The following is a 23,596-nucleotide window of genomic DNA, read 5'->3' on the forward strand; positions in this document are numbered from 1 at the left end:
CCAAGTCATGTTTGGTACTGTACCCATCTGTATCGAACGATCCGGCTGATTGTGAGGCGAACTCATGATTCTAACGAAATCAAATTGTTTCATTTGTCAATCAATTATAACATTTCTGACAACGATATAAAAGGGAACACTATCTATATTTTCCTATAAGGTCATTAGCAATGTTATTTGATGTCATTATCTGTCGGATCTACTCCCGCGGATAACTGCTCATAGGGAGAGAAAGGCTCTTCTGAGTGCGGTGCATTTTGTTCTGGACGGGTAGCCGACCATGCACTGTTCTTATACATTCGCAAATAGGCGATAACACCTACAATTGCGACAACAATGCCAAAAACAATCACAAAAGTCGTCATCCATGGATTAACCACGCTTAAATTCCCTCCTTTCACCCAATTCATTTTCCATTTATAGGCTAATTATAGGCGAAACAGAGAGCGCTTTCAATGAGGAGGACGACCTGCGGCCGAAATGTAATATTGTTACATCTAGTTTACGCGCCTATACGTGCCGCTCCCCCATGCTAATAACTCTCCATCCTCCCCAAAAATGCTGCTTCGAAGTGTGAGTGTTCGCCTCGAGCTATGAATGAGCTCCGCTTCACAGGTCAAAATGCTTGCGCCGCGGCTCTTCAAATAATGGACGTTCATATAAGCCGTGACGGTTTGACCATCCGGATAAATTTGCAGGGCAACAAGCCCCATAGCATTATCTATCATGGATGCAAGCACACCCCCATGAATGAGGCGAAGTAAGTTTAAGTGTTGGGACTGTGCATGTAAGGATATCGTGACTCTCTCCTTCTCTGCATGAACAATTTCACAGCCTAAATAACCCCAGAACGTCGATTTGGCCAACTCACCCAGCTTTAATAAGTCTTCTGACAGATCTGCTTGCTGGTTCGCCCCTTCCTCCGTCATGGCTGCTCCTCCTCTTGGTCTGCTTGCTTTTGATCTGCTTGCTCTTCTTCTGGCTCCACGGGGTTCAACTGTTTCTCCTTGGCTGCCTCTTCCTCATGAAGCTTGCGGCGTAGTATCTTTCCCATCATGGACATCGGCAGCTCACTGCGAAATTCGTACAGATGGGGCACTTTATAAGCGGCTAAACGAGCTCGGCACCAGACATCGAGCTGCGTGGAGGATACTTGCCAGCCCTTGCGGAGCACGATAAACGCTTTTACCGTTTCCCCGCGGTAAGGATCCTGAACGCCGATAATAGACGCATCCCGAACGCCTGGATGCTCATACAGCACCTCCTCAATCTCCCGCGGATAGATATTGTATCCACCAGCAATAATGAGATCCTTTATCCGGTCAACAATCGTGAAGAATCCATCCGAATCCATAGCAGCCAGATCGCCGGTATGAAGCCAGCCGTCCTGAAGCACCGCAGCTGTTTCCTCGGCCCGGTTCCAGTAGCCCGCCATCACCTGAGGACCCCGGATAAGCAGTTCCCCCACTTGACCTGCTGGCAGCAGCTCGGCTGTTTCTAGATCGACAATGCGGATTTCCGTTTCAGACACGGGCAGGCCAATCGAACCGACTTTACGTTTGCCCCATATCGGATTTACATGTGTTACTGGCGCAGCTTCGGTCAAACCATACCCTTCAATAAGCCGTCCGCCTGTTAGAGCTTCGAACTTTTTTTGCACCTCTAACGGAAGTGGAGCAGAGCCGCTAATACAAATATTTATGGATGATAAATCATAGTTATTCACATCGGGATGATTCAGAAGCGCAATATACATCGTTGGAGCACCGGGAAAAAAAGTCGGCTTTTGCTTCCGAATAGTTTGCAAAACAGCTGCAGCCTCAAACCGCGGAAGTAAAATCAACGTCCCCGCTCGCATAACCGATTGGTTCATGAGCACCGTAAGCCCGAATACGTGAAACAGGGGGAGAGCAGCTAGAAACCGCTCGGAGCCATCCTTCATCCTGTAGCACCATGCCGCCATTTGAACCGAGTTAGCCACTAAATTCCGATGGGTGAGCATGACACCCTTGGGCAGACCGGTCGTCCCACCGGTATACTGCAGCACCGCAACATCTTGCTCTGATGCAATCATCACTTCAGCTGGTTTAGCCGGCGCTTTGGCCAGGAAGGTCTGGAACCTCTTAATGCCGTCTCGTCCGTACGGGATGGTGGGATTGTGACCAGCTCTGTGCTGCTTGATGGGATATAGCAGGTTCTTGGGAAAAGGAAGCGCATCCTGCACAGAAGTAACGATAATATGCTTTAGGAAGGGTAAAGGGCCTTTCTCTGGCGCTTCTCCCCTTACCTTTGCTAGACGCGAGTAAAATAAATCGAGCATAACGATGGCGCTCGCACCGCTGTCACGAAGCTGATGCTCCAGCTCGCGTTCCACATATAACGGATTGGTCATGACCACCGTTCCGCCCATAAGCAGGATGCCAAAGTAAGCAATGACCAGCTGTGGGCAGTTCGGGAGCATAATGGCGACCCGATCCCCCTTCTGAATTCCAGCTGTCTGAAGTCCCCCAGCCATCCGCTGAGCAGACGCAAGCAGCTCGCGATAGGTGGTTTTTTTGCCCAAAAAGTATAGCGCCTCATGACTAGGATATTTAGCCGCTGCTTGCAGTAAAAGGTCAGCTACGCTCAGGCTTGGCACCTGAAGTGCAGGCGCAACCTCCTGCGGATAGTTCTGATACCAAGGCCTTTCCTGCGATTGTTCCATCTCGCTCACTCCTCCACTGTAACCGTTAGGCGAGAGATATTATCGAGACTCGGTTATCAGTCATCTGTAACCGTTAGGCGAACACTGTAACCGTTAGGCGAGAGATATTGTCGAGACTCGGTTATCAGTCATCATGTAACCGTTAGGCGAGAGATATTGTCGAGACTCGGTTATCAGTCATCATGTAACCGTTAGGCGAGAGATATTGTCGAGACTCGGTTATCAGTCATCATGCAATCGATAATCGCGAAGCTTAGCTAGATGGTATATTGCTCGCTGCGAATGATGCGCGAGGCGATACAGCGTTTGAGCGCCACCGTATCAACTAGCGGCGAACGGGTCAGCTTCTTGAGGATAGAGAGCTGCGTGTGCAGGGAATCTCCTTCTTCAATCGCTGCGAGTGCCGTCTTAGCATATCGCTCGATTCGCTCCATTGCTTCCTGGACAAAAACAGTGGTCATTTCGACTGCATTTTCTGTCTTAGAAGAGCTGTTTGCGGAAGCACGCAGCTGCATTTTGCGAGTACGAAGATTAGCGCTTTCCATAGCAAATAGCTGAATCATCATATCAGCTAACAGCGCTAGAACCTCCTGCTGCTGCTCGAGCGCAAGTCCATATCGCTGTACCGCGAGCCCGCCGACGGCGAGGAATATTTTCTTGGCCTGCTGAATGCGGAACGTCTCCTTGCTGAGCGGTTCGTCGAATGCTGGCAAAGGCATAGGCTGGAGCAATTCAGATTGCAGAGCACGCGCTTTGCGCAGCAGCGGCAGCTCCCCTTTGAGCGCCTTTTTCATCAGGGTGCCTGGGATAAGCAGTCGATTGATCTCGTTGGTGCCTTCGAAGATACGATTGATGCGAGCATCCCGGTAAATCCGTTCGATCTTGTACTCACGAATATAGCCATAGCCGCCGTGAATCTGCACCCCTTCATCCGCAACAGAAGAAAGCGCCTCAGTCGCAAATACTTTGAGAATGGAGCATTCCAGCGCATATTCACTAATGGCCTTGGCTGCACGAGCGCCCGCTCCTCCGTCCGCTTGCGTGGATGTGTTCTGCTCCGCTGCGCTTGCCTCTGCTTCCACACTTTGCAGCATGTCATCAATCCAGCCCGCTGTACGGTATACCATACTCTCCATGACATAGGTGATGATGTTCATATCCGCGAGCTTCGCCCCGATAAGCGGGAAGGAGGAGATGACACGGCCAAATTGCTTGCGTGTATTCGCGTAATTCGCTGCCAGTGCTATCGTTTCTTTGGCTCCTCCAACGCATGCAGCAGCCAGCTTGAAGCGGCCAATGTTCAGAATGTTGAAGGCGATCAAATGACCTTTGCCCACCTGACCAAGGACATTCTCGACAGGCACGGGCGTGTCATCAAAGTAAAGCGGACAAGTAGACGAGCCTTTGATGCCCATTTTATGCTCCTCGGGGCCAATGCCGAAGCCTGGTGAATGACGCTCCACGATAAAAGCGGTAAAATGCTCCCCATCGACCTTTGCATAGACGATGAACAAATCGGCAAAGCCCGCATTCGTGATATAAATTTTGGAGCCGTTGAGTACGTAGTGCTTCCCGTCCGGCGATAGTCTCGCTGTCGTTCTTGCACCAAGCGCATCGGAGCCTGAGGCAGGCTCAGTTAGACAATAGGCTGCGATTCTCTGGCCTACAGCAAGGTCTGGCAGGTACCTCTGCTTCTGCTGAGGCGTTCCGAAGAACACGATCGGCAAGGTGCCAATCCCAACATGAGCACCAACCGATAACGCAAAAGAGGATGCTTCAGCCAGCGTCTCCGCCAGCAGCGTAGTGCTTACTTTATCTAGACCTAGGCCTCCATAGGCTTCCGGAACATCGGCACCGAGCAAACCGAGCTCACCCGCTTTGCGCATGAGCTCCACGGTAAGCTCATAATTCAATGATTCAATCTCAGCATCGCGGGGCTGAATTTCACCCGTTACAAAAGCGCGAGCCGCCTCCGCAATCATCCGCTGCTCTTCCGTAAAATCCTCCGGTGTGACTATGGCTTCCGGCGACATATCCTCGATCACAAACCTGCCGCCCCATCGATACGTTTGTGCCATGATGAACCCTCCTTAGATGATCCGGTTTTGCAATTAATGCACCGTTCTTGCCTTCTGAGCTCCGTTTAACGATGAATGCGTTCGTTGTACTTCGTACCCGGAATCTTTCTGATGCTGATGCCTTTAACACTTATGGCAGCACTTCAATTACGCCAGCCGCTCCCATACCGCCGCCGACGCACATAGAGACTACCCCTGTTCCACCGCCGCGCCGCCGCAGTTCATGGATGATGGAGACGGTCAATTTGGCCCCTGTGCAGCCAAGGGGGTGACCAAGAGCGATTGCTCCACCATTGACATTCACCTTTGCCGGATCAATCTGCAGCTCATTAATAATAGGTAGACATTGAGCGGCGAATGCTTCATTGAGCTCAAATAGGTCAACCTGATCCTGCGTAATCCCTGCCCTTCGCAGCACTTGGGGTATCGCCTCGATCGGCCCAATGCCCATCACCTCGGGTGCAACACCAGCAACACTGAAGGCGCGGAACACAGCAAGCGGTTTGATCCCTAGCTCCTCCGCACGAGCGCGGCTCATCACAATAACAGCTGCTGCGCCATCACTCATCTGCGACGTATTACCCGCCGTGACGGACCCCTCTCTAGCAAAGGAAGGCTTGAGCTTAGCCAGAATATCTGCCGTCGTATCTGCTCTTACCCCTTCATCGGTGTCAAAAAGAAAGCTTCGTGCCCACGGACGGCCGTTATCATCGACGCCTTCGCGACTCACTTGAAGGGGAATGATTTCGTCCCGGAATCGCCCGGAATCAATCGCTTGCGCCGCTTTACTATGACTCTGGGCTGCAAAAGCATCCTGATCTACTCGGCTAATGCCATAACGTCTAGCTACTTCTTCTGCGGTATGGCCCATGCCCATATAGACCTCTGGCATCGAGTCGGCAATGCCTGGATGGGGGGAGAGCTTGAAGCCAGTCATCGGGACATGACTCATACTCTCGACACCTCCTGCAAGTACAACGTCTGCCTCACCTAAACGAATTCGCTCCGCCGCATAGGCGATAGCCTGCAGCCCCGAAGCGCAAAAACGATTAATCGTTACAGCAGGTGTTGTAACAGGCAAGCCCGCATATAGAGACATGATCCGGGCAAAGTTAAGCCCTTGCTCGCCCTCCGGCATTGCGCAGCCAATAATGACGTCCTCGATATCCGCTTGTTCGAGTCCTGGTACTCGCTTGATTGCAGCTTGAAACACGGCGCGTCCGAGATCCTCTGCTCGTGTATCAGCAAGGCTGCCCTTCTTCGCCTTGCCAACTGCCGTGCGCACGGCAGACACGATGACAGCTTCGCGTTCGTTGTTCGTTATCGCCACTCGCGGTCATCTCCTTTAGTAGGGATAGAATTCCTTTGATAACTAGAAAGAAGTAGATTCATTCCTTGTGCAATTGTCATCCTCGGGCAAAGTCTTCAAGCCTCTACCGTCAGTTCCGCAGCGGCTTACCCGTGGCGAGCAAATGTCTCATACGCGCTTGTGTCAGGGATTCGCCGCATAGGCTTAGGAACGCTTCGCGTTCCAAATCGAGCAAATACTGCTCGCTCACTTCTGCGCCTGCCGGCGCATCGCCTCCAGCAAGCACATGCGCGAGCTTACGCGCAATGCGCACATCATGATCGCTGATCTGACCGCCCAGCCTCATCGCTTCCACCGCAAGCTGCAGAACGGCGCGTCCCTCACGCCCCGCGACGCGAATACGTGCTGCTGATGACGGCGGCGAGTACCCCCACCGATCCAGCTCAAGGACAGCCCGCTTCGCCTCGGCGATACGCGACTCACCGCGAATAATGGCCCGATCCTGCGTCCGCATCAAGCCGATTCGCTTCACATCAAAGCCGCTCGTCGACGTCTTCGCCATTGCAATCGTCTCAAATAGAGGAATGAGCTGCGGCAGGACATCGCCACCCGCTCCAGCACGCTCCGCTGCGAGGGCGGCCGCTTCCTTACAACCGCCGCCGGCTGGTATTAAACCAACGCCGGTTTCCACGAGGCCATAGTAAGTTTCCGCAGAGAATACGATGCAATCTGCAGGCAGGCAGGCCTCCACTCCACCCCCAAGCGTCATCTTGTGAGGTGCGGCAACGACAGGCCGATCCAGTCTTTTGAGCTTGAGCATACTGTCTTGAAACAGTCTTATGATATCGTCGATATCGTCGAAGTCACCATTTTGCGCTTCCATGAGCAGCATCATCAGATTTGCTCCAACGCAAAAATGCCGCCCCTCGTTCGCAATAACCAAGCCCCGCCAATTAAGGCTAACCTCATCTGCACTTTGCCGAATCGCTGCCAGAATATCGCCGCCAATAGCATTATTCGGGGAGTGAAACTCCAAGCAAGCGACCTCTCCGCCGATATCAATCAGCGTGGCACCTGAGTTACCGAGTATCTTCTTACCGGCCTCCTTCATGGAACCAAGCGACAGATGCTCTGGGGCGACTTCCTGTTCCACATATTCACCGCGATACGTATAGAAGCGTCGCTCACCTTCGGTTTTATAGAAAGAGGAATTCCCAGCAGCCAGCCAAGCCTCTACCCATTCCGGTACAGTGTCACCTTCGGCTTGCATTCGCTGCACCGAACGCTTTACACCAAGGGCATCCCAAAGCTCGAACGGTCCTAGCTCCCAATTAAAACCCCATACCATTGCCCGGTCGATATCCTGCGTCGTATCTGCGATGACACCAAGCTGCCTGGCCGAATAGAGCAGAATATCCTTGATTGTGGACCAAGCAAAATTCGCATACCGATCGTTCGTATCGGTGAAGAGCAGCGCCTTCAGCTTGGCCCCCGCACCCTTCGCTGCCTTGGAGGCTTCAATAATCGGTGATCCCACGCTTCGCCGCGGCTCATAAGTCATCGTCTGCAGGTTCAGCGTCTCGATGTCACTGCCTCCGCCGATTCGTTTGATTTTGCGATAAAAGCCTTGCCCCGTCTTCTCCCCCAGCCACTTGCGCTCCACCAGCACTTCAAGCTCGGGCGGTCTTGCAAAGGCTTCCCGCTCCGCCGCATCTTGGCTGCGTTCCCGAACATTATCTATCACATGCAGCAGCGTATCGAGTCCGATCATGTCGAGCATACGAAAGGTTGCTGTCTTGGGCCGCCCCATCGCTGGACCCGTTAACGCGTCGACTTCATCGACGGTTAAACCATACTTACGCATCGCTTCAATCGTGACGAGCATGCCATAGGAACCAATTCGATTGGCAATGAAATTCGGTGTATCCTTGGCAACGACAACTCCTTTAGCCAGCTGCTTTTCACAAATATTCGTCAATCTAGCCAGAACGCCGGGATCGGTATCAGGACCAGCTACCAGCTCGACCAGCTTCATATGTCTGGGGGGATTGAAGAAATGCGTTGCTACAAAATGCTTCCGAAACGCTTCTCCTCGCCCTTCCGCCATCGCTGCTACAGATAACCCAGATGTGTTTGTGGAGACGAGTGTATCCTCCCTCCGAACGGACTCGATAAGTGTCAGCACCTGACGTTTAACATCCAGACGTTCAATAACCGCCTCTACAATCCAATCCACTTCGCGAAGTCGATGGAGATCATCCGCTAAATTACCTGGTGTAATTCGTTGAAGGAAGGAAGCCTCGTATAAAGCCGGAGGCTGCTGCACGGCTAATCTCGCAAGACTCCCCGCTGCTAATCGGTTGCGAACCTTGGGATCATCCAGATTCCATCCCGACTGGAGCTCTGAGGCTGTCAATGAATCAGGGGGCACATCCAGCAGCAGCACCTGCAGACCCGCATTAGCCAGATGAGCGGCTATACCCGCTCCCATGACACCAGACCCGATAACAGCCGCGCGGCGAATCGGCGTCAGTGACGTAATTGCTCTCATGATTGCTCACTCCGTTCTCCGGTTTTGGTGTTTGTACTCCGTTCTCCGGTTTTGGTGTTTGTACTCCCGTGGTACTGCGTACCAAAGTCGTTCAAACACTCAAAACCTACGATGAAATTTAAGTGCATACCGGTGTCGTTCAAACACTTAAAACCTACAATGCAATTTAAGTTCATACCACTGTCTTTCAAACACTCAAAACCTATGATGCAATTTAAGTTCATACCACTGTCGTTCAAACACCAAAACCTATGCTGCAATTTAAGTGCATACCACTGTCGTTCAAACACTTAAAACCTACGCTAAGGGAGTGCAAGCACGTAGAACCTATGCTGCAATAAAGATTCCTGGCAGGATTAGATAGTGCCAAACACGCTTTGGGCCAGCAGCTCTGCGACATCTCTCGCCTGAATAGAAGCCTCCACCTCCAGCAGCTTTACGCCGTCCTCCATCATCGTTAGGCAATAGGGACAGGCAGAGCCGATTACAGTCGGCTTAACCTCAAGCGCTTGCGATACTCTCGCTTCATTCACGCGCATGCCGCTCCGCTCCTCCATCCACATGAGACCGCCGCCTGCCCCGCAGCACATCCCATTTTGCCGGGAACGCTCCATCTCCAGCAGCTCGATACCTGGTATAGATCGAAGCAGATTACGCGGTGCATCATAGATGCCGTTGTAGCGACCCAAGTAACAGGAATCGTGATACACCACTCTTTCGTCGACACGGTGAATAGGTCTCAACTTCCCTTCCTCAACGAGCCGATCCAACAGCGTTGTATGATGCTCCACTGTAACGGTCGAACGATCTAGGCCAAAATCCGTATACTCGTTCTTGATTGCGTGAAAAGTGTGCGGGCAGATCGTAACAATTTGGCGAATGCCATAGCGCTGCAGCGTCGAGATATTCTCCTTGCATAAATTTTGAAAAAGCAGCTCATTGCCCATCCGCCGAGCCGTATCGCCAGAGTTACGCTCCTCCCCGCCTAGAACGGCGAACGGAACGCCCGCCTGCTGGAGCAGCCGAACAAGAGCAAACAAAACCTTCCGACTCCGTTGATCATAGGTACCCATTGTCCCTGCCCAGAGCAGCAGCTCAGGCTTCTCGCCAAGTCGTGCCGCTTCCTGCATCGTTCGAATAGGCGGCCTGGCAGGTTGGCGGCTATCTGCTGCTATCGCAGTCTCATATGCGCTTAACCATGCGGCCCGTTCAGCTCGTGGCAGCCCCCATGGGTTGCCCTGTCTTTCGATATTTTGCAGTGCACGCTGTCCCTCCACTGGCAGACGACCTTCCGTCAGGACGAGATATCTGCGCATATCTATGATTTTGTCGACATGCTCATTGCCCACAGGACACTGTTCCTCACAGCTGCGGCAGGTCGTGCATGCCCAAATTTCGGACTCGGTCATCACATCGCCAATTAGCGCGATATCTCCTACCGAAGTATCCGTCTGCTCGTGCCAAGCATGACGCTGCGCGGTCATCGTCGGTTCAATGGCGATTTGCGATGACGTGTTATCGTCATCTTCTTGGTGATTCACCCAGACCGGAATCGCTCCACCCATGATATGTGCGATCGGCGGCTGCTTAATTGAAGAGAACGGAGGAGACGAGAATGCTGGGACCCAAGGCGATTTGGACGTGATTGCAGCGCCTTTCTCGGTCAAATGGTCACGCAGCTTCATAATGAGATGCATAGGCGAGAGCAGCTTACCGGTATTCGAGGCCGGGCACACCTGGGTGCAGCGACCACACTCCACACAAGCGTAGAAGTCCAGCATTTGCTTCTGTGTAAACTGCTCAATCTCTCCGACGCCAAAGGACTCTGCATTCTCATCCTCTAGATCAAGCGGAGCAAGCTTGCCTGGAGGAGAGCGCCTGCGAAGCCACAGATTCACTGGTGCTGTGAAAATGTGAAAATGCTTCGACTGCGGCACATAAACGAGAAAAGCGAGTAAAATCGCGTAGTGCAGCCACCAAAACACTTCATAGCTGACCCCCGCAGCATTTTGTTTTACACCTATTGTTCGCAGCCCTTCCGCTAAGGAGGAGGAGATCGGGGCGTAATCCACATACAACGTTTGTGTGGATGAAGAACGTATCCTAGTGTTGGCAAGTAATGCCGCCGCCTGCGCTTTGTAATCAGCGATATATTGGTAAAGCAAAGCAGCCGCATGAAGATCGATGGATGGTAAATCCAGCAGCGCTGCTGGACCTTGAGTTCGAGTGAAATATCGTTCTACTCGAAGTTGATTAAGGTGGTTAAGCTTATTGTTAGTGCTGCTAATGATCGGTGTGCCTGCCGCTGCTAGCTGGCTGCTGGTCGCATCAGTTACGGCTTCGGGAAGATCCTTCAACCGTTCAAAGGCTTGCGTGAATAGGACCGTTATCATCAGCCCTCCGATAAACCAGAGCACAATCGACGGCTTCCAGCCTCGCTTCAGTCTCGGAAGCTTCTCCGCGTACCGCCGAATGGCTGCATACAGAATAGCAAGCAGCACAAGCGCGACCGTCACTTCCTGCGTTTGAATAAAAGCATGGTAGGCGGGCAGGGGGAGTGAAGAACCGCTCAGCCCTTTCCAAATGATGTCGGCAGCCCCGAACTGGAGCACAATAAAGCCATAAAAAACGACCAAATGCAGCACACCGCTGCGGATGTCCTTCAAGAGCTTTCGATGTCCAAAGACGTGCAGGACCCATTCCAGCAAGCGACGTTTCTGGAATGATTTTGCCGCCATGAGAGGAGCTTTGCCCTTACGATTGATGAGGCTCAGCCTTTTCCGTGGAGCTGCTGTCGGAACGGAAGATAGGTGCAGGAACTCCTCGCTGTCCTCCTCCCCCATATCCATTTCACGACGAGAAGCCGCTGCTGTGCTCGCACCCTCCTGTTTCCCGAGCCGAATATACCCCAGCCGTCTGCTGATTACTGTAATAAACATACTTAGTGCTGCCACCGTCATACCCGTGAAAATGAGCCATCGTGCCAGCTGGGCAAAATGATGGACGCTTAAGGATTCCACGCAGATCCCTCCTATTTGGCCGGATAATGACGAGTCGCCGTCTTGGAGCAAGGAATGTGGACAAGGTGTGAAGCGCTTACACAAATACACATTGATTCAGTATATGACCTCATTCTCTCGAACATGCGAACAGGCGCTGAACAGGGGGAGCACAGTCTACGGTCTATTTGGATAAAAAGAGTCATATGGTAGCACTGTGCGGAGACTTGGTTACCTTCATTAATCGCTAGGCTGCGGCAGCATATCATCAGGTAATGATGACTGATATGCAGGGGTTTCGGGAATTACAAAAGACAGATATGGAGAGAGTCTGTCGTAGCAAAAGACAGATATGTAGTGAATCTTGCGTTATAGAAGGCAGATATGCAGAGAATCTAGCGTGATGGAAGAGATATGTAGAGAATCTGGAGGTGCTTACACAGTATGAATGTTGTTGTACTACTTAAGCAGACCTTAGATACAGAGGAAAAAATCCAGCTGGTAGACGGAGCCGTTGCCGAGCAGGGCGTTAAGTTCATTATCAACCCTTATGACGAATATGCGCTTGAAGAGGCGCTGCGAATACGCGAGGCGCACGGTGGCAGCGTAACCGTCGTCACCTGCGGACCCGAGAGAGCGGCAGAAGCGCTGCGAACAGCACTCGCCATGGGCGCAGATGATGCGGTACTACTTGCAGATGCAGGCCTGCCGGATGATGGGCACGCTATTGCGGCAGCACTGACCGCTGTGATTGACCAGCTGCAACCAGACCTTGTGCTCGCCGGGTTGTTCACGATTGATCGCGGTGCAGGCAGCATTGCGCTGCAGGTAGCCGAACGATTGGGGCTGCCTCATGCGGCAGCGGTAGTGAAGGTCGAGATTCGGAGCGGCGGAGCCGCGGGTGTAGATCATACTAGTTCGGGAGGGACTAGTTCCGGGAGTGCGAGTTCCGGGAGTGCGAGTTCGGAAAGTACCAGTTCGAGTCTAATTGCGAGTATTGGCCGTTCGGCAAAATGGGCTTCATCAGCACATGGGAACATAGTTATTGTGGAACGCGATACCGAGTGGGGTATCGAAACGATCGAGATTCCCCTGCCTGCACTCCTGACTGCGCAGCAGGGACTCAATGAACCACGGTACCCTTCTCTGCCAGGGATTATGAAAGCGAAACGTAAACCGCTTCGACAGTTAACAGTCGCGGAGCTTAATCTTCCTGCCAATGAGCTAGCACCGCGAACCGAACGTCTTGCATTGCTCGCGCCGTCAACGCGTGCTGCTGGCAAGAAGCTGACCGGTACGCCAAGTGAGCAAGCTGCGGCGCTAGTGGAGCTACTGCAGAACGAAGCGAAGCTGTTCTGAGGTAAAGGGATATCTCATCAAAAGGAGAGTGCGAGGAGATGAACGAAAGTCCTACTCGATCGGCACTCGTGTTCGCCGAGTGCTCGGATGGTAAGCTGCGGCGCGTTGCGCTGGAAGCGCTCGGCCTAGCGCGGCGGCTAGCCGGGGACGGCGGTGACGTGCATGCCGTCCTTGCTGGCGGTGCGCCAGCTGCGGCGCAAGCGGCGGCGGCAGCCGAGCTCGCCGCCCGCGGGGCAAGGGTCGTCCACGTCGTAGACGACCCGGCCCTTGCACAGTTCGCGCCAGAGGCGTACGCCGCCGCCATCGGCGCTGCCATTGCTGCGGTGCAGCCGAGCATCATCGTGCTCGGCCACACCGCAGCGGGGCGCGAGCTCGCGCCCCGCGTGGCCGCCGCGCTGCATGGCGGCCATATCGCAGATGTCTCTGCCGCCGAGGTTACCGGCGGCGGAGACGTGATCTTCACTCGCCCGCTCTACGCCGGCAAGGCGTTCGAGCAGCGGCGCTTTCTTCCAGGCGCACCCTGGATCATTACAGTGCGCCCTAACAACCTGCCCATCGCGGAGCTTGTGCCAGCGGGCAGCGAGGGCATAATCGCGGCGCTGCCATACACAGCGCCGCCCCTATGGACCACCGTCCGCAGCATCGTAGGCAAAGCCAGCGGACGGGTCGATCTCGCCGAGGCGGACATCATCGTCGCCGGCGGTAGAGGCGTGCGCAGCGCGGAAGGCTTCGCGCCGCTCGAAGCGCTAGCGCAATTGCTCGGCGGCGCAGTCGGTGCATCGCGCGGCGCTTGCGATGCCGGTTACTGCGATTACTCGCTGCAAATCGGACAGACCGGCAAAACGGTCACACCCAAGCTCTACATCGCCTGCGGTATAAGCGGTGCTATCCAGCATCTTGCGGGCATGAGTCAATCCCGAGTAATCGTTGCCATCAACAAAGACCCCGATGCTCCCATATTCAGCGTTGCCGATTACGGAATCGTAGGGGATCTATTCGAGGTCGTGCCCCAGCTGACCGAGCAGTTCCAGCGTATATTAAACTAATCTTCTTTAAGCTGCATTTCTTTGAGCTCTAGTCATATATGGCATGAATCAACTAATAAAACAAAAGAAACCGATTAACTGCCGCAAAGCAGCTAACGGTTTCTTTTTTATCTCAACATTCCTATTTGCCATATCCCTGAAAATCAATCTCCAAGAACCGAGCCACTTCAGGAACCCAGCGTCCTTCAACAAAATCGACATGAACAGGATGTACGTTATACGTGTCATACTCAGCTTGATCCGCGAATTCCATGGAAAAACCGTAATCATAATCATTCTTAGGACTTACCTGCTTGAACGCCCTGAAATTCTTCACAACCGGAATCGAGGTAAGCAACCGCTGCCCATCAGCTAAAAATTGGTCAGCCTCTGCCGAGCCCACCGGATGCTTCAAGCAAAATATCACCATATGTTGAATTGATTGACCCATGTTATAATCCTCCACTTAAAAAGATAGAATGGCCCTGCTTCATACAGTCTTTAGTTTAGACGCGATTCGTATCTCGATCAACAAAAAACAAGATGCCCCTATGCCATCATGACAGCAGGGGCAGCTCGCTTTTTCAATCGACGTATTATTCCTTGTTAAACATGTTGTACAGCATGACTGCCGCTTCCGCTCTTGTCAATGTGGCAAGCGGGTGGAAGGAGACCCCGTCACCTTTGATAATGCCGCTATGGACAAGTGCAGCGATACGATCTGATGCGTACGTGGCAATTTCCCCTTTATCGAGGAAGCGATCCAGATCAGAAGCTGATCCGTCGACAATCGATTTGCCAGCGACCTTCATCGCTTTATGAAGCAGTACAAGCGCATCTTGTCTCGATATCGGCTGCAGCGGGTTGAACTTGCCGTCTCCCGAGCCTGATGCGATTCCCAGCTTCTTAGCAATGGCTACTTCATTGTAATAATACGCAGAAGCAGCGACATCGGAGAAATTCGCCTTGCTTCCGTCAGCTGTCAACTCGAGCGCCCGCACGAGAAGCGCAGTAAAATCGGCTCTCGTTATCGTTTCAGCCGGAGCAAATGTGCTTGCCGATGTTCCGTTAATGACTCCTCTGGATGCCATCACTTCAATTTGTTTGTTCGCCCATGTCAGTAAGTGGATGTCATTAAACGTTTTGTGGACGAAAACGATCGCATATTTGCTAAAATGACTCGTCTTAAACGTAACCGTACCCGCTATCGGATCGTATTTGCCATTTACCACCGGCACCGCTTTACCCGCGTTGTCGATGTACCATACGACAATATGCTCCGGATCAGCCAATTCTTCCGCCGACGGCTTGTAAGGGATCGATATTTGTACCGGTGCTTTCGGATTACTCCAAGCCACCGTTTTTCCATCGATTTTGACGTTAAGCTCGATAACCGGACGATTGCCGATTTGCGCCTTCACTGCAGGATCAAGTGAGGATATATCCGCTGTTGCAATCGATAATGCCACGCTTTTCGCACCCGTCAAATCCATTCCGCTGAGCATATTTGCCCACGCAGCAATGGTGCCATATTCAGTGGAAAGCTCAATCTTCGTCTTGGCTTCGCTCGAGGCAAGTGCCGCTTGCGGAAGCTCGACAACGTAATTTTTTGTCCCATCGGCTTTCGGAACGTCAATTTTGACAGCTTTGACGCCGTTCGCGTCAGCCGAAGCGGTTTCAATTGCCTTGCTCCAGTCGCTATTCGAAACCACTGCTTTCGCTTCGCCTGTTGCGGCATCAACCTTCGGCACACCTAAGTGGATTGAGCCTTTTTCTACACTCGTCGTAGGCGGCGTCACCGGTGTGACCGGCGGATTGCCCGTGTCCGGCGGAGTTATCGGACTATTGACTGTAATCTGCACCGGTTCGGTAGCATCCTTCTCATTGTACAGTTCAAATTCGGATATGGCGTAACGTTTGTCCTCATTCAAGTTGGCTGCCCACAGCAGCAAATAAATGCCTCTTAGACCTTTATACTTCGCCCCATAGTGAGCTTTATAATCGATCAAATTAATCGTGACCCGTTCGTACTCATCCTCACTATCGGTCTGCCAGGTCAAATAATTGCTGGAGTTTGTCTCCTCCCAATTTACACCGTCCTCGGTCGTCGAAATATCCAGAACCTTCAACCCTTGCTGCTGCGCTTTGTTGACAACGAGCACGAGTTTATTGAAATCCTGAAGATTCTTCTCGTCCCATTCCAGCAAAATCTTATGCGCTGGATTAAATTCACCTTTTGGGTTTAACTCTTCTATGCTTGCACTTTGGAAATACGTATTGACGCTGCCATCGATCATCTTAAGCGGTGAATGCTCACTTTCCAGGTTGTAATCATTCGTATTTATATTCCATTCCTGTCCATGCTCCGTGAAAGTCGCACGAGCGGCTTTCGCTTCAAGCGCGATGTTTTTATTCCGTTTCAAGGTTATGGTATACGTCTTGATCGTTGCTCCGTCGTTGGCAGTGACGACAATCCTGATTTGGCTGTTGCCCATCGGAACCTTCGCTGTCACCCACTGACCTGCTTTGACCGCGCTGCCGTTGATTTTCATCGTGCTGTCGGCTTTTTTCAACGTAGGCTTCAGTGTTATCGTGTCTACGCTAGGATCAATGTTCAGCGAATAGTCGAGCTTGCTGCTATTAAACGCTATATTCGTACTCCCGTCGTTCACCAGCAGCGCTGATAACGACGCATCGCTGCTGGGATTCGTTACCTGAATTGTACTTGATGCGGTAAGAGGACTGCCTTCCCTCGCTGTTGCCGTTATGATGGCCGTTCCCACGCTGATGGCGGTAACAATACCATTGCCATTAACGGTTGCAACACGCTCATCACTGCTGCTCCATTGAACTGTTTGGTTGCTCGCATTTGCCGGCGCAAATACCGCAGTCAATTTCGCCGTGTCATGAATAAGAAGGTCGACAGACGCAGGGTTAACCTGTACCCCGGTTACCGGAATATCACTTACCGTCAATTTCACCGGTTCTGTTGCATCCTGCTCATTGTACAGCTCGAATTCGGATATGGCGTAACGGTTGGTATTATCCAAATTCGCGGCCCAGAGCGACAAATAGATGCCTTTTAACCCTTTATATGCATGACCTTCTTTTTCGTAAATCGCTTTGTAATCAGGCAGATTGATCGTTACCCGTTCATAAATATCCGGACTGTCCGTCCCCCAAGTCAGATAGACGCTCGATTTGGTCTCTTCCCAATTCTCGCCGTCTTCCGTCGTCGAAATATCCAGAACCTTCAACCCTTGCTGCTGCGCTTTGTTAACAACGAGCACGAGCTTATTAAAATCTTGAAGATTATTCTTGTTCCATTGCAGCAAAATCCGATGGGGAGGCTCAAACTCGCCTTTTGCGTTTAACACCGGCATGCTTGCGCTTTGGAAATACGTATTGACGTTACCATCGATCATCTGAAGAGGTAGATGATCTTTATCCGTGATCTCAGGATTAGAGACGTAATCGTCAGCGCTCCACTCTTGTCCATGGTTCTTATAGGTTGCAACCACCGACGCTTCAAGCGCAATGTTTTTGTTGCGTTTTACGGTAACAGTATACGTTTTCGAAGCAATACCGTCAGCCGCTTGCGTAACGAATACGATTTTGCTATTGCCCATCGGCACTTTGGCTGTAATCAGTTCGCCGCTGTTCACCGACGTACCGTTTACTTTCATCGTCCCTTTGCTGTTTTTCAATCGAGGCTGCAGCGTTAGCGTATCAATACTTGCATCGAGGGTTATCGAATAATCAAAAGTAGTGCTGTTAAAAGCAAGATCCGAGCTTCCTCCATTGACGGTTAACTCCGACAATGCAGCTTCGCTAGATGCATCCAACACCGTAATGGAGCTAGTCCCCTTAAAGCTCCCATCAACGGTCGTTGCCGTAATCGCGGCGCTGCCTGGCGAAACCGCCGTCACGATACCCGACTGATCCAACTTCGCTATTCGCTCATCGCTGCTTGACCAGACATACGCTTTATTCGTCGCATTATTTGGCATAACAACGGCAGTCAGCTTCATCGAATCCTCAGTATACAGTGTTGCAACCACTGGACTTACCGTTATGCCCGTGACTGGCATCGTCACTGAAGCAACTGAGACCGCAATCTTTGCCATTTTGCTGCCATCGACCGTTGTCGCTGTAATAAATGCGTTTCCTCCAGCTACAGCGGTGACATTGCCGTTCGCGTCCACTTTCGCGATGTTCTCGTTGGAGGAGCTCCACTCTACGCCTTTTTCCGATGCATTCACAGGAGAAACAACCGCAATTGCAGCCATAGTATCACCTGGAATCATACTAAGCGTGGCAGGAAGGCTAACCGATTCCGCTGCAACGTAATTCGGGTTGACCTTCGTTTTGTCCAGTTGGAACAAATCAGCCACGCCGCCATTCAGCGTTACGTTCAGCTGATAACGGTTACCGCCGAGAGATTTAAGCGCAACCGCCTCCAGCTTGCCTGTATCTCTGCTCACTCGTTTAATAGCATCTGGCGTATATTTAGCCAAATTCAGCTCAACCGTTATGGTTTGTTTCGTATCAGCGCCTGATCCGTGCTGCTTATCCGGCAGGAGTCCGTTTCCTGTTGTCAATCCGTTCATAACCATAAAGTATTCCATATCCGCTGATCCGAAGAATGATTGCGTACCCGGCAGCGGATCAAAAAATCCGATAAGCGCATCGCCATTCAATCCGTTATTTTCCGTACCGTTATTTTTTACAGTCATACTTCTTAGGTAAGGATGTGTAAGCCGATTATATTTATTAAGTACAGGCGTTTCTCTTGGTGTTTTATTATTTTGGATCGCTCCGCTCTCGTCCTTATATTGACCAGGTACCGTAAATACATCCGTACTGTTCAATCTCACCAGATGCGGTCCTAGGTTTTTAATTTGGCGAGCCATTTCTGCATACTGATAATATTGCGGCGTAGGCTTCCTATCTTTATCAAAGAATAAGAAATACCTGCTATCATATTCCCAGCGGAACATACTCAGCCATTTCCCACCCAGCGTTAGTGTTGCAAATGGTATACCGTACACTTGTGACTCTGTAATAATATACGGACCAACGTCAGCTGGCTCCTTGCCTGTCTTAAAGCCTAGCAAATATTGACCAAAAGCAATCGGGCTTTGGCCTGTTCTATCGAAGCCTCCCAAGGCGATTGTTCGTTGATCATTAATATTGTTAAGTACGGTTGTGAACAGATTTTTATCCGTACCAAGCGTCGAAAACATATAATCATCAAAAGTCAGCAAATCCGGTTCTGCCGTTTTAATGTACGTTTCGAAGCTATCTCTCTGCCACTGACGTGACTGCTGATTGCTATGGGCAAGTACATTCGGATATAACTGATGACTCAGCTTGAACCAATCCGTGAATGTCTTCAAAACATCCTCGCTATATGATTCTTCATCCCCAAACGAGATCGTAATTAAGTTATTTACATTCGCTGCTTGCTCTGAGGAGAGGAACCCTTTCTTATCGGCATCTGTCGGACTGCCGCCCAAATCCTTTTTAAGTGACCATTGCGCATCTGGTAAAGCTTTATGGAAACTTGTGTTGTAAAAAGGCCATTCGTAATAAGTAGCCGTTGTAAAATTACTGCCTTTCCATTCCTCTGGCGTTGCGAATGATGCGCCCTCCTGCTCTATGGCCCGCATCCATGTCTGCATTTGCAGCCCTCTATCAATCAATACCCGACTGGCGCGAGACAATGTCTTGGGCGGGACCACCTTGACGATCCGCACTTTAGTTGAGCTATCTCCCCGACTGCTCGACACCGTATATTTAATGGTATAAATACCACCCTTGCTCGTGTCGACATTGCCTGTCTTTTGGATGCTAGCTGTAAGGTCGCCGTCTACAGCATCAGTCGCTGTTGCTCCGGCTTCAACATATGCCTCATTGGTAGACAGCGTCATATCTGCGCTACCACTGAGCGTAATCGCCGGCCAGACCAGTCCTGGCGCTTGCTGCATTTGCTTATCCGTCAATGCCCGGTCATACACTTGAACCTCATCGATATATCCAGGCCACGCATTAGATGAATCCGGGAATGTATCCGCACCAAGCCGGATTTCCCCCGTGTTCGAGTCCATATGCGTATTGGCTGTCGCGATGTCCAATGCACCGTTTACATACAGCTTGACGGTTCCGCCTTCCCGGACTAGCGCAACATGATACCACTTTTTCGGTTCGATCGGAGTCGCCCCAATTGTCGCTGCTCCTCCCAATGCCGATTCTAGTCGACCATCCGGCCTGCGCTTCAGCAGCATTGTAGTGTCTGTCCCTTGCTGCTGGAGCAGCACCACGGTGCGATTCGTATAAGTAGAGTTAAAATTCACAAGCATGCTCATAGAAAAGTCGCTGCCCGTGTTGATTAAGTTATTATTCGGTATCGTAGCATAGCTGTCATACCCATTAAGCAGCAAAGCTTTGCCGAATTTCCCACTGCCCAGTGCAGCCTTTGAGACTACAGCATCGTTGTGCATGAAAGTGTCCGGCGTCACACTCCCTGTCATATCTTCGAACTTCCATTCCCCGACTAACCCTGGAATGGAAGCTGTCGCGCTGCTTTCATCTGCTGCTAATACCACCGTATTCGGTAAAACCATACTCACCCACAAAGATAAAACAGTCAGAAGACTTACCCATTTTTTGTTCCGTTGGCTTAACATCTCGTTCCTCCTCGATTATTAAACTTATACTTTCTTATATTTCGAAAATTCACATTGTTTCCCCATCACATCGATTCTTCCCGTAAAAACAAAACTCTGTTTACAAGGTGAAGCGCTTAACCTTACGTGTTAAAAAAAAGTCCTTATCATATGCAAACGAGAATGCATCATAGGACCGCTCTTAACTGAAAATATAGACGATCAAACCTCTGCCTCCTATCTTTTGATTTTGAAGGTAGCGCTTTCCATCGATGGAAAGAAAATAATTCTCCGCGAAATCCTCAGCTGGATGTATGATAGGTTATGCGGAATGTTCTCCTCTTTCTCGCTGTCTTAAAGAAGTGGAAGGTATAAGAAAACGCTTTCTTTATGCAATCAATTATATCGCACGTGCAAACAATTTCATCTATAATAATGCGACAAAAAACCGATAGACAGGCAATTTTGCTCTGTCCGCATACAATCTACGTTCAAGTACCCTTTCCTCAATAAATGACTAAAAATTCTGCGTCGATCTGTCGTATTTTCGATATAAAATTTGAAATTTACAAAAAATAAATAAAATATAAATAATGCATCTGAGACATCCGATTACCTGATTGGAATCACTTCAGCTGCATAAATTCTGATGTCATATAATCACAACCCAATTCTTGACATAACCACTCTTGGTGGTTCAAGCTGTTGAAATAAGGGGATTCATTCTTGAATCAGCTTTTCATGACGGTCACATGTACGAATAAACGTTTTCTCATTCGAAGGAGTGATTAACTATGCTAAAAGGTTATCGTCTAGACAGCAAACGCAGTATATCGCTAGGGGACTACAATCCCGAGGATACAGCTGATTTTAAGGACAAGGAAGAAATTGCGGAGGCTTTTGAGAAGCTGAAAGAACAGCTCCAGGATGAACAGGAGAAGCTCTTTGCCAGTAAAGCCAATAGTGTCCTGATCTTGTTTCAAGGTATGGACTGCAGCGGCAAGGACGGGGTAATTAGGAAGGTGCTGGGAGGCCTGAATCCTCAAGGCTTCCGTGCGGAGAGCTTCAAGCAGCCAACGGCTGATGAAGCGGCGCATGACTTCCTTTGGCGAACGCATAAGGTAACGCCGCCCAAAGGATATATAACCGCTTTTAACCGCTCCTACTACGAGGAAGTGCTGATCACTAAGGTTCATGGACTTATCGATCAGGAAGAAGTAGACAAACGTCTTAAGCATATCCAACATTTCGAGAAGCTCTTATTGGATAACGGTACATTGGTTATTAAGCTCTTCCTGCATATTTCTCCTGAATTCCAACTGGACAAGATCAAAGAACGGATGGAGAATCCAGAGAAGCTGTGGAAGTTTGATCCGAGCGATTTGCAGGAACGCCGATACTGGAAAGATTATATGAAGGCGTACCAGCATGCTTTTAAATCGACTGGCACTAAACGAAATCCATGGTATATCGTTCCAGCCAACCATCGCTGGTTCCGTGATTACCTTGTTCTGCGGATCATTGTATCCTCACTTCGTGAATTGAATTTGTCCTACCCTAAGATCGATCTCAGCCATTTCAACTCTTTCGATGAGAAAGGCAGCCCTGAACTGATCACACCGAATAATTCTTAACCACTCCAATATCGTGTTCCCCACAAGCTGTAAACAGAAATAGACCCCGGCCTATTATTGTTCCATTCCAACAATAATAGGCCAGGGTCTATCGTCTTTAATCCTTTGATGAAAGCTCTCTAGCGGAGCTTCTTAGAGCTTCTTCACAGGAGCGTAGATCACATAATCATACTCTTTGATTTCGTCAGCTGGAATGTCGAAAGGGTTGATGGGTTTCAGTGGGTTAGCTTCAACACTATACGATCCCTTGGAGATGTCTTTCTCATAGCCATTCGCTGTGATCCATTCATTCAAGAAAGTATAGCTGTCTTCCATATGCTTCTTGTCGCCATGCACTTTAATGGTTGCATAGAGCTTAGTAGGGACAACGAATTTCTCTGCTCCTCTTGGCACCATATCTGTATCCAACTCCACGCCAACGTGAAGCTCCTTCACGCCAGAGGCCCACTGCCATTCCGGTACGAAGACGTAGCCTATATTCCTGTTATTCCATGAGCGTCCTTCTAACTTCTTCTGCAATAAATGCCAGCCTCTTCTTACTTCATGACCATCGCCACCTACTTTAATAGCAATCGTCTTCATTTCAGCTCTCTCGATAACTTGAACTTCCATATTCATTCCTCCATTGGCGATATCATTTTTCCTGTCTCCGTTACGTTTACAGATCAGCATTTACTTTAACCTTATCTGCCCATAAAGGCAAATTAAATACCTACATTTAATCTTTCTACTAAAAGAGTTACTGGTCACCGCTCACTAATCATTACCTTTTCCTTTACCCTCATCGACAATTTAGTACTCCCTTTGGCTGAATCGAACAGGTACATTTATGTGCTCATAAGAACCGATTAGGGCTATTTTCCGATTGACAATTAGCATCATCGGGAGTATAACAAGAATATTCAGAAAAATTTAAACTCGTTGATGGGAACACGTATGTTTGATCAGGCATTCCACAGAGAATCGGCGCTCCGCTGCAAGCCGATGTTTGCCTACGAATGATGCATCCTCCCTAAGAAGCCGCGCTGAACAACCTTGGTCATGAATCTACGCCAGTCTATTGTGCGTTATCGTTCAAGGGGTACAGGTAAGCACGGACGGTATCCACCGTTACATGGAGCGCGTATGATTGTACGTGACAAAGAGCCGAATGCATCTAACCATTAGCGTGCATACGGAAGTAGGGTGGTAACGCGAGTTCAATCTCGTCCCTTGAGGGGACGGGATTTTTTTGTTGTCTTACAAATGAAGGAGAAAAGGGAGAGACTG

General features: G+C 50.4%; 13 protein-coding genes. 3 read left to right on the top strand and 10 right to left on the bottom strand.

Translation table 11 applies throughout. The features are described from left to right. Positions 1-173: 173 nt before the first annotated feature. The 7 genes from EKN16_RS20170 to EKN16_RS20200 all read right to left on the bottom strand — a co-directional run bounded on the left by EKN16_RS20170 (position 174) and on the right by EKN16_RS20200 (position 11,380). The gene (locus EKN16_RS20170) at positions 174-380 is read right to left on the bottom strand and encodes a hypothetical protein (RefSeq protein ID WP_125661314.1); all 207 of its coding nucleotides are present in this window, start codon (positions 378-380) and stop codon (positions 174-176) included. Positions 381-497: 117 nt separating this feature from the next. Further along, positions 498-929: a PaaI family thioesterase gene (locus tag EKN16_RS20175; protein WP_125661317.1), complete on the bottom strand. Its 432-nt coding sequence runs from the start codon at positions 927-929 to the stop codon at positions 498-500. Then, positions 926-2,704: a long-chain-fatty-acid--CoA ligase gene (locus EKN16_RS20180; RefSeq protein WP_125661320.1), complete on the bottom strand. Its 1,779-nt coding sequence runs from the start codon at positions 2,702-2,704 to the stop codon at positions 926-928. Before EKN16_RS20180 ends, EKN16_RS20175 begins: the two co-directional genes overlap by 4 nt. Positions 2,705-2,961: 257 nt before the next feature. Next, positions 2,962-4,782: an acyl-CoA dehydrogenase FadE gene (locus EKN16_RS20185; protein WP_125661323.1), complete on the bottom strand. Its 1,821-nt coding sequence runs from the start codon at positions 4,780-4,782 to the stop codon at positions 2,962-2,964. Between the two features lie 130 nt (positions 4,783-4,912). Then, positions 4,913-6,112 carry an acetyl-CoA C-acyltransferase gene (locus EKN16_RS20190; protein ID WP_375782033.1) on the bottom strand — a complete coding sequence of 400 codons (1,200 nt, stop codon included), beginning with the start codon at positions 6,110-6,112 and terminating at the stop codon, positions 4,913-4,915. 109 nt (positions 6,113-6,221) lie between these two features. Then, on the bottom strand, positions 6,222-8,642 hold the full coding sequence (locus tag EKN16_RS20195) for a 3-hydroxyacyl-CoA dehydrogenase/enoyl-CoA hydratase family protein (protein ID WP_125661326.1): 2,421 nt from the start codon (positions 8,640-8,642) through the stop codon (positions 6,222-6,224). A 356-nt stretch (positions 8,643-8,998) separates the two neighbouring features. Next, positions 8,999-11,380: a (Fe-S)-binding protein gene (locus EKN16_RS20200; RefSeq protein ID WP_375782038.1), complete on the bottom strand. Its 2,382-nt coding sequence runs from the start codon at positions 11,378-11,380 to the stop codon at positions 8,999-9,001. A gap of 705 nt (positions 11,381-12,085) precedes the next feature. Between EKN16_RS20200 and EKN16_RS20205 the strand changes: the two genes are divergently transcribed. Together EKN16_RS20205 and EKN16_RS20210 are read left to right on the top strand one after the other, a co-directional pair. Continuing rightward, entirely contained in the window at positions 12,086-13,000 is a 915-nt protein-coding gene (locus EKN16_RS20205) for an electron transfer flavoprotein subunit beta/FixA family protein (RefSeq protein ID WP_125661329.1), read from the top strand. A gap of 38 nt (positions 13,001-13,038) precedes the next feature. Next, on the top strand, positions 13,039-14,046 hold the full coding sequence (locus EKN16_RS20210; protein ID WP_125661332.1) for an electron transfer flavoprotein subunit alpha/FixB family protein: 1,008 nt from the start codon (positions 13,039-13,041) through the stop codon (positions 14,044-14,046). A gap of 121 nt (positions 14,047-14,167) precedes the next feature. Here EKN16_RS20210 and EKN16_RS20215 read toward each other — a convergent pair whose 3' ends face one another. Further along, the gene (locus tag EKN16_RS20215; protein ID WP_164522900.1) at positions 14,168-14,476 is read right to left on the bottom strand and encodes a Dabb family protein; all 309 of its coding nucleotides are present in this window, start codon (positions 14,474-14,476) and stop codon (positions 14,168-14,170) included. Between the two features lie 145 nt (positions 14,477-14,621). Then, positions 14,622-20,714: an Ig-like domain-containing protein gene (locus tag EKN16_RS20220; protein ID WP_125661335.1), complete on the bottom strand. Its 6,093-nt coding sequence runs from the start codon at positions 20,712-20,714 to the stop codon at positions 14,622-14,624. Positions 20,715-21,487: 773 nt separating this feature from the next. Here EKN16_RS20220 and EKN16_RS20225 point away from each other — a divergent pair. Then, positions 21,488-22,327 (top strand): PPK2 family polyphosphate kinase, encoded by an 840-nt coding sequence (locus EKN16_RS20225; protein WP_125661337.1) that lies wholly within the window; start codon positions 21,488-21,490, stop codon positions 22,325-22,327. 132 nt (positions 22,328-22,459) lie between these two features. Here the strand turns inward: EKN16_RS20225 and EKN16_RS20230 are convergent, their stop codons facing one another. Then, positions 22,460-22,939, bottom strand: a complete 480-nt coding sequence (locus EKN16_RS20230; RefSeq protein ID WP_164522901.1) for a GyrI-like domain-containing protein — start codon at positions 22,937-22,939, stop codon at positions 22,460-22,462. Positions 22,940-23,596 lie beyond the last annotated feature (657 nt).

Source organism: Paenibacillus baekrokdamisoli (assembly GCF_003945345.1).
In the GTDB taxonomy this organism is placed as follows: Bacteria; Bacillota; Bacilli; order Paenibacillales; family Paenibacillaceae; genus Paenibacillus_Z; species Paenibacillus_Z baekrokdamisoli.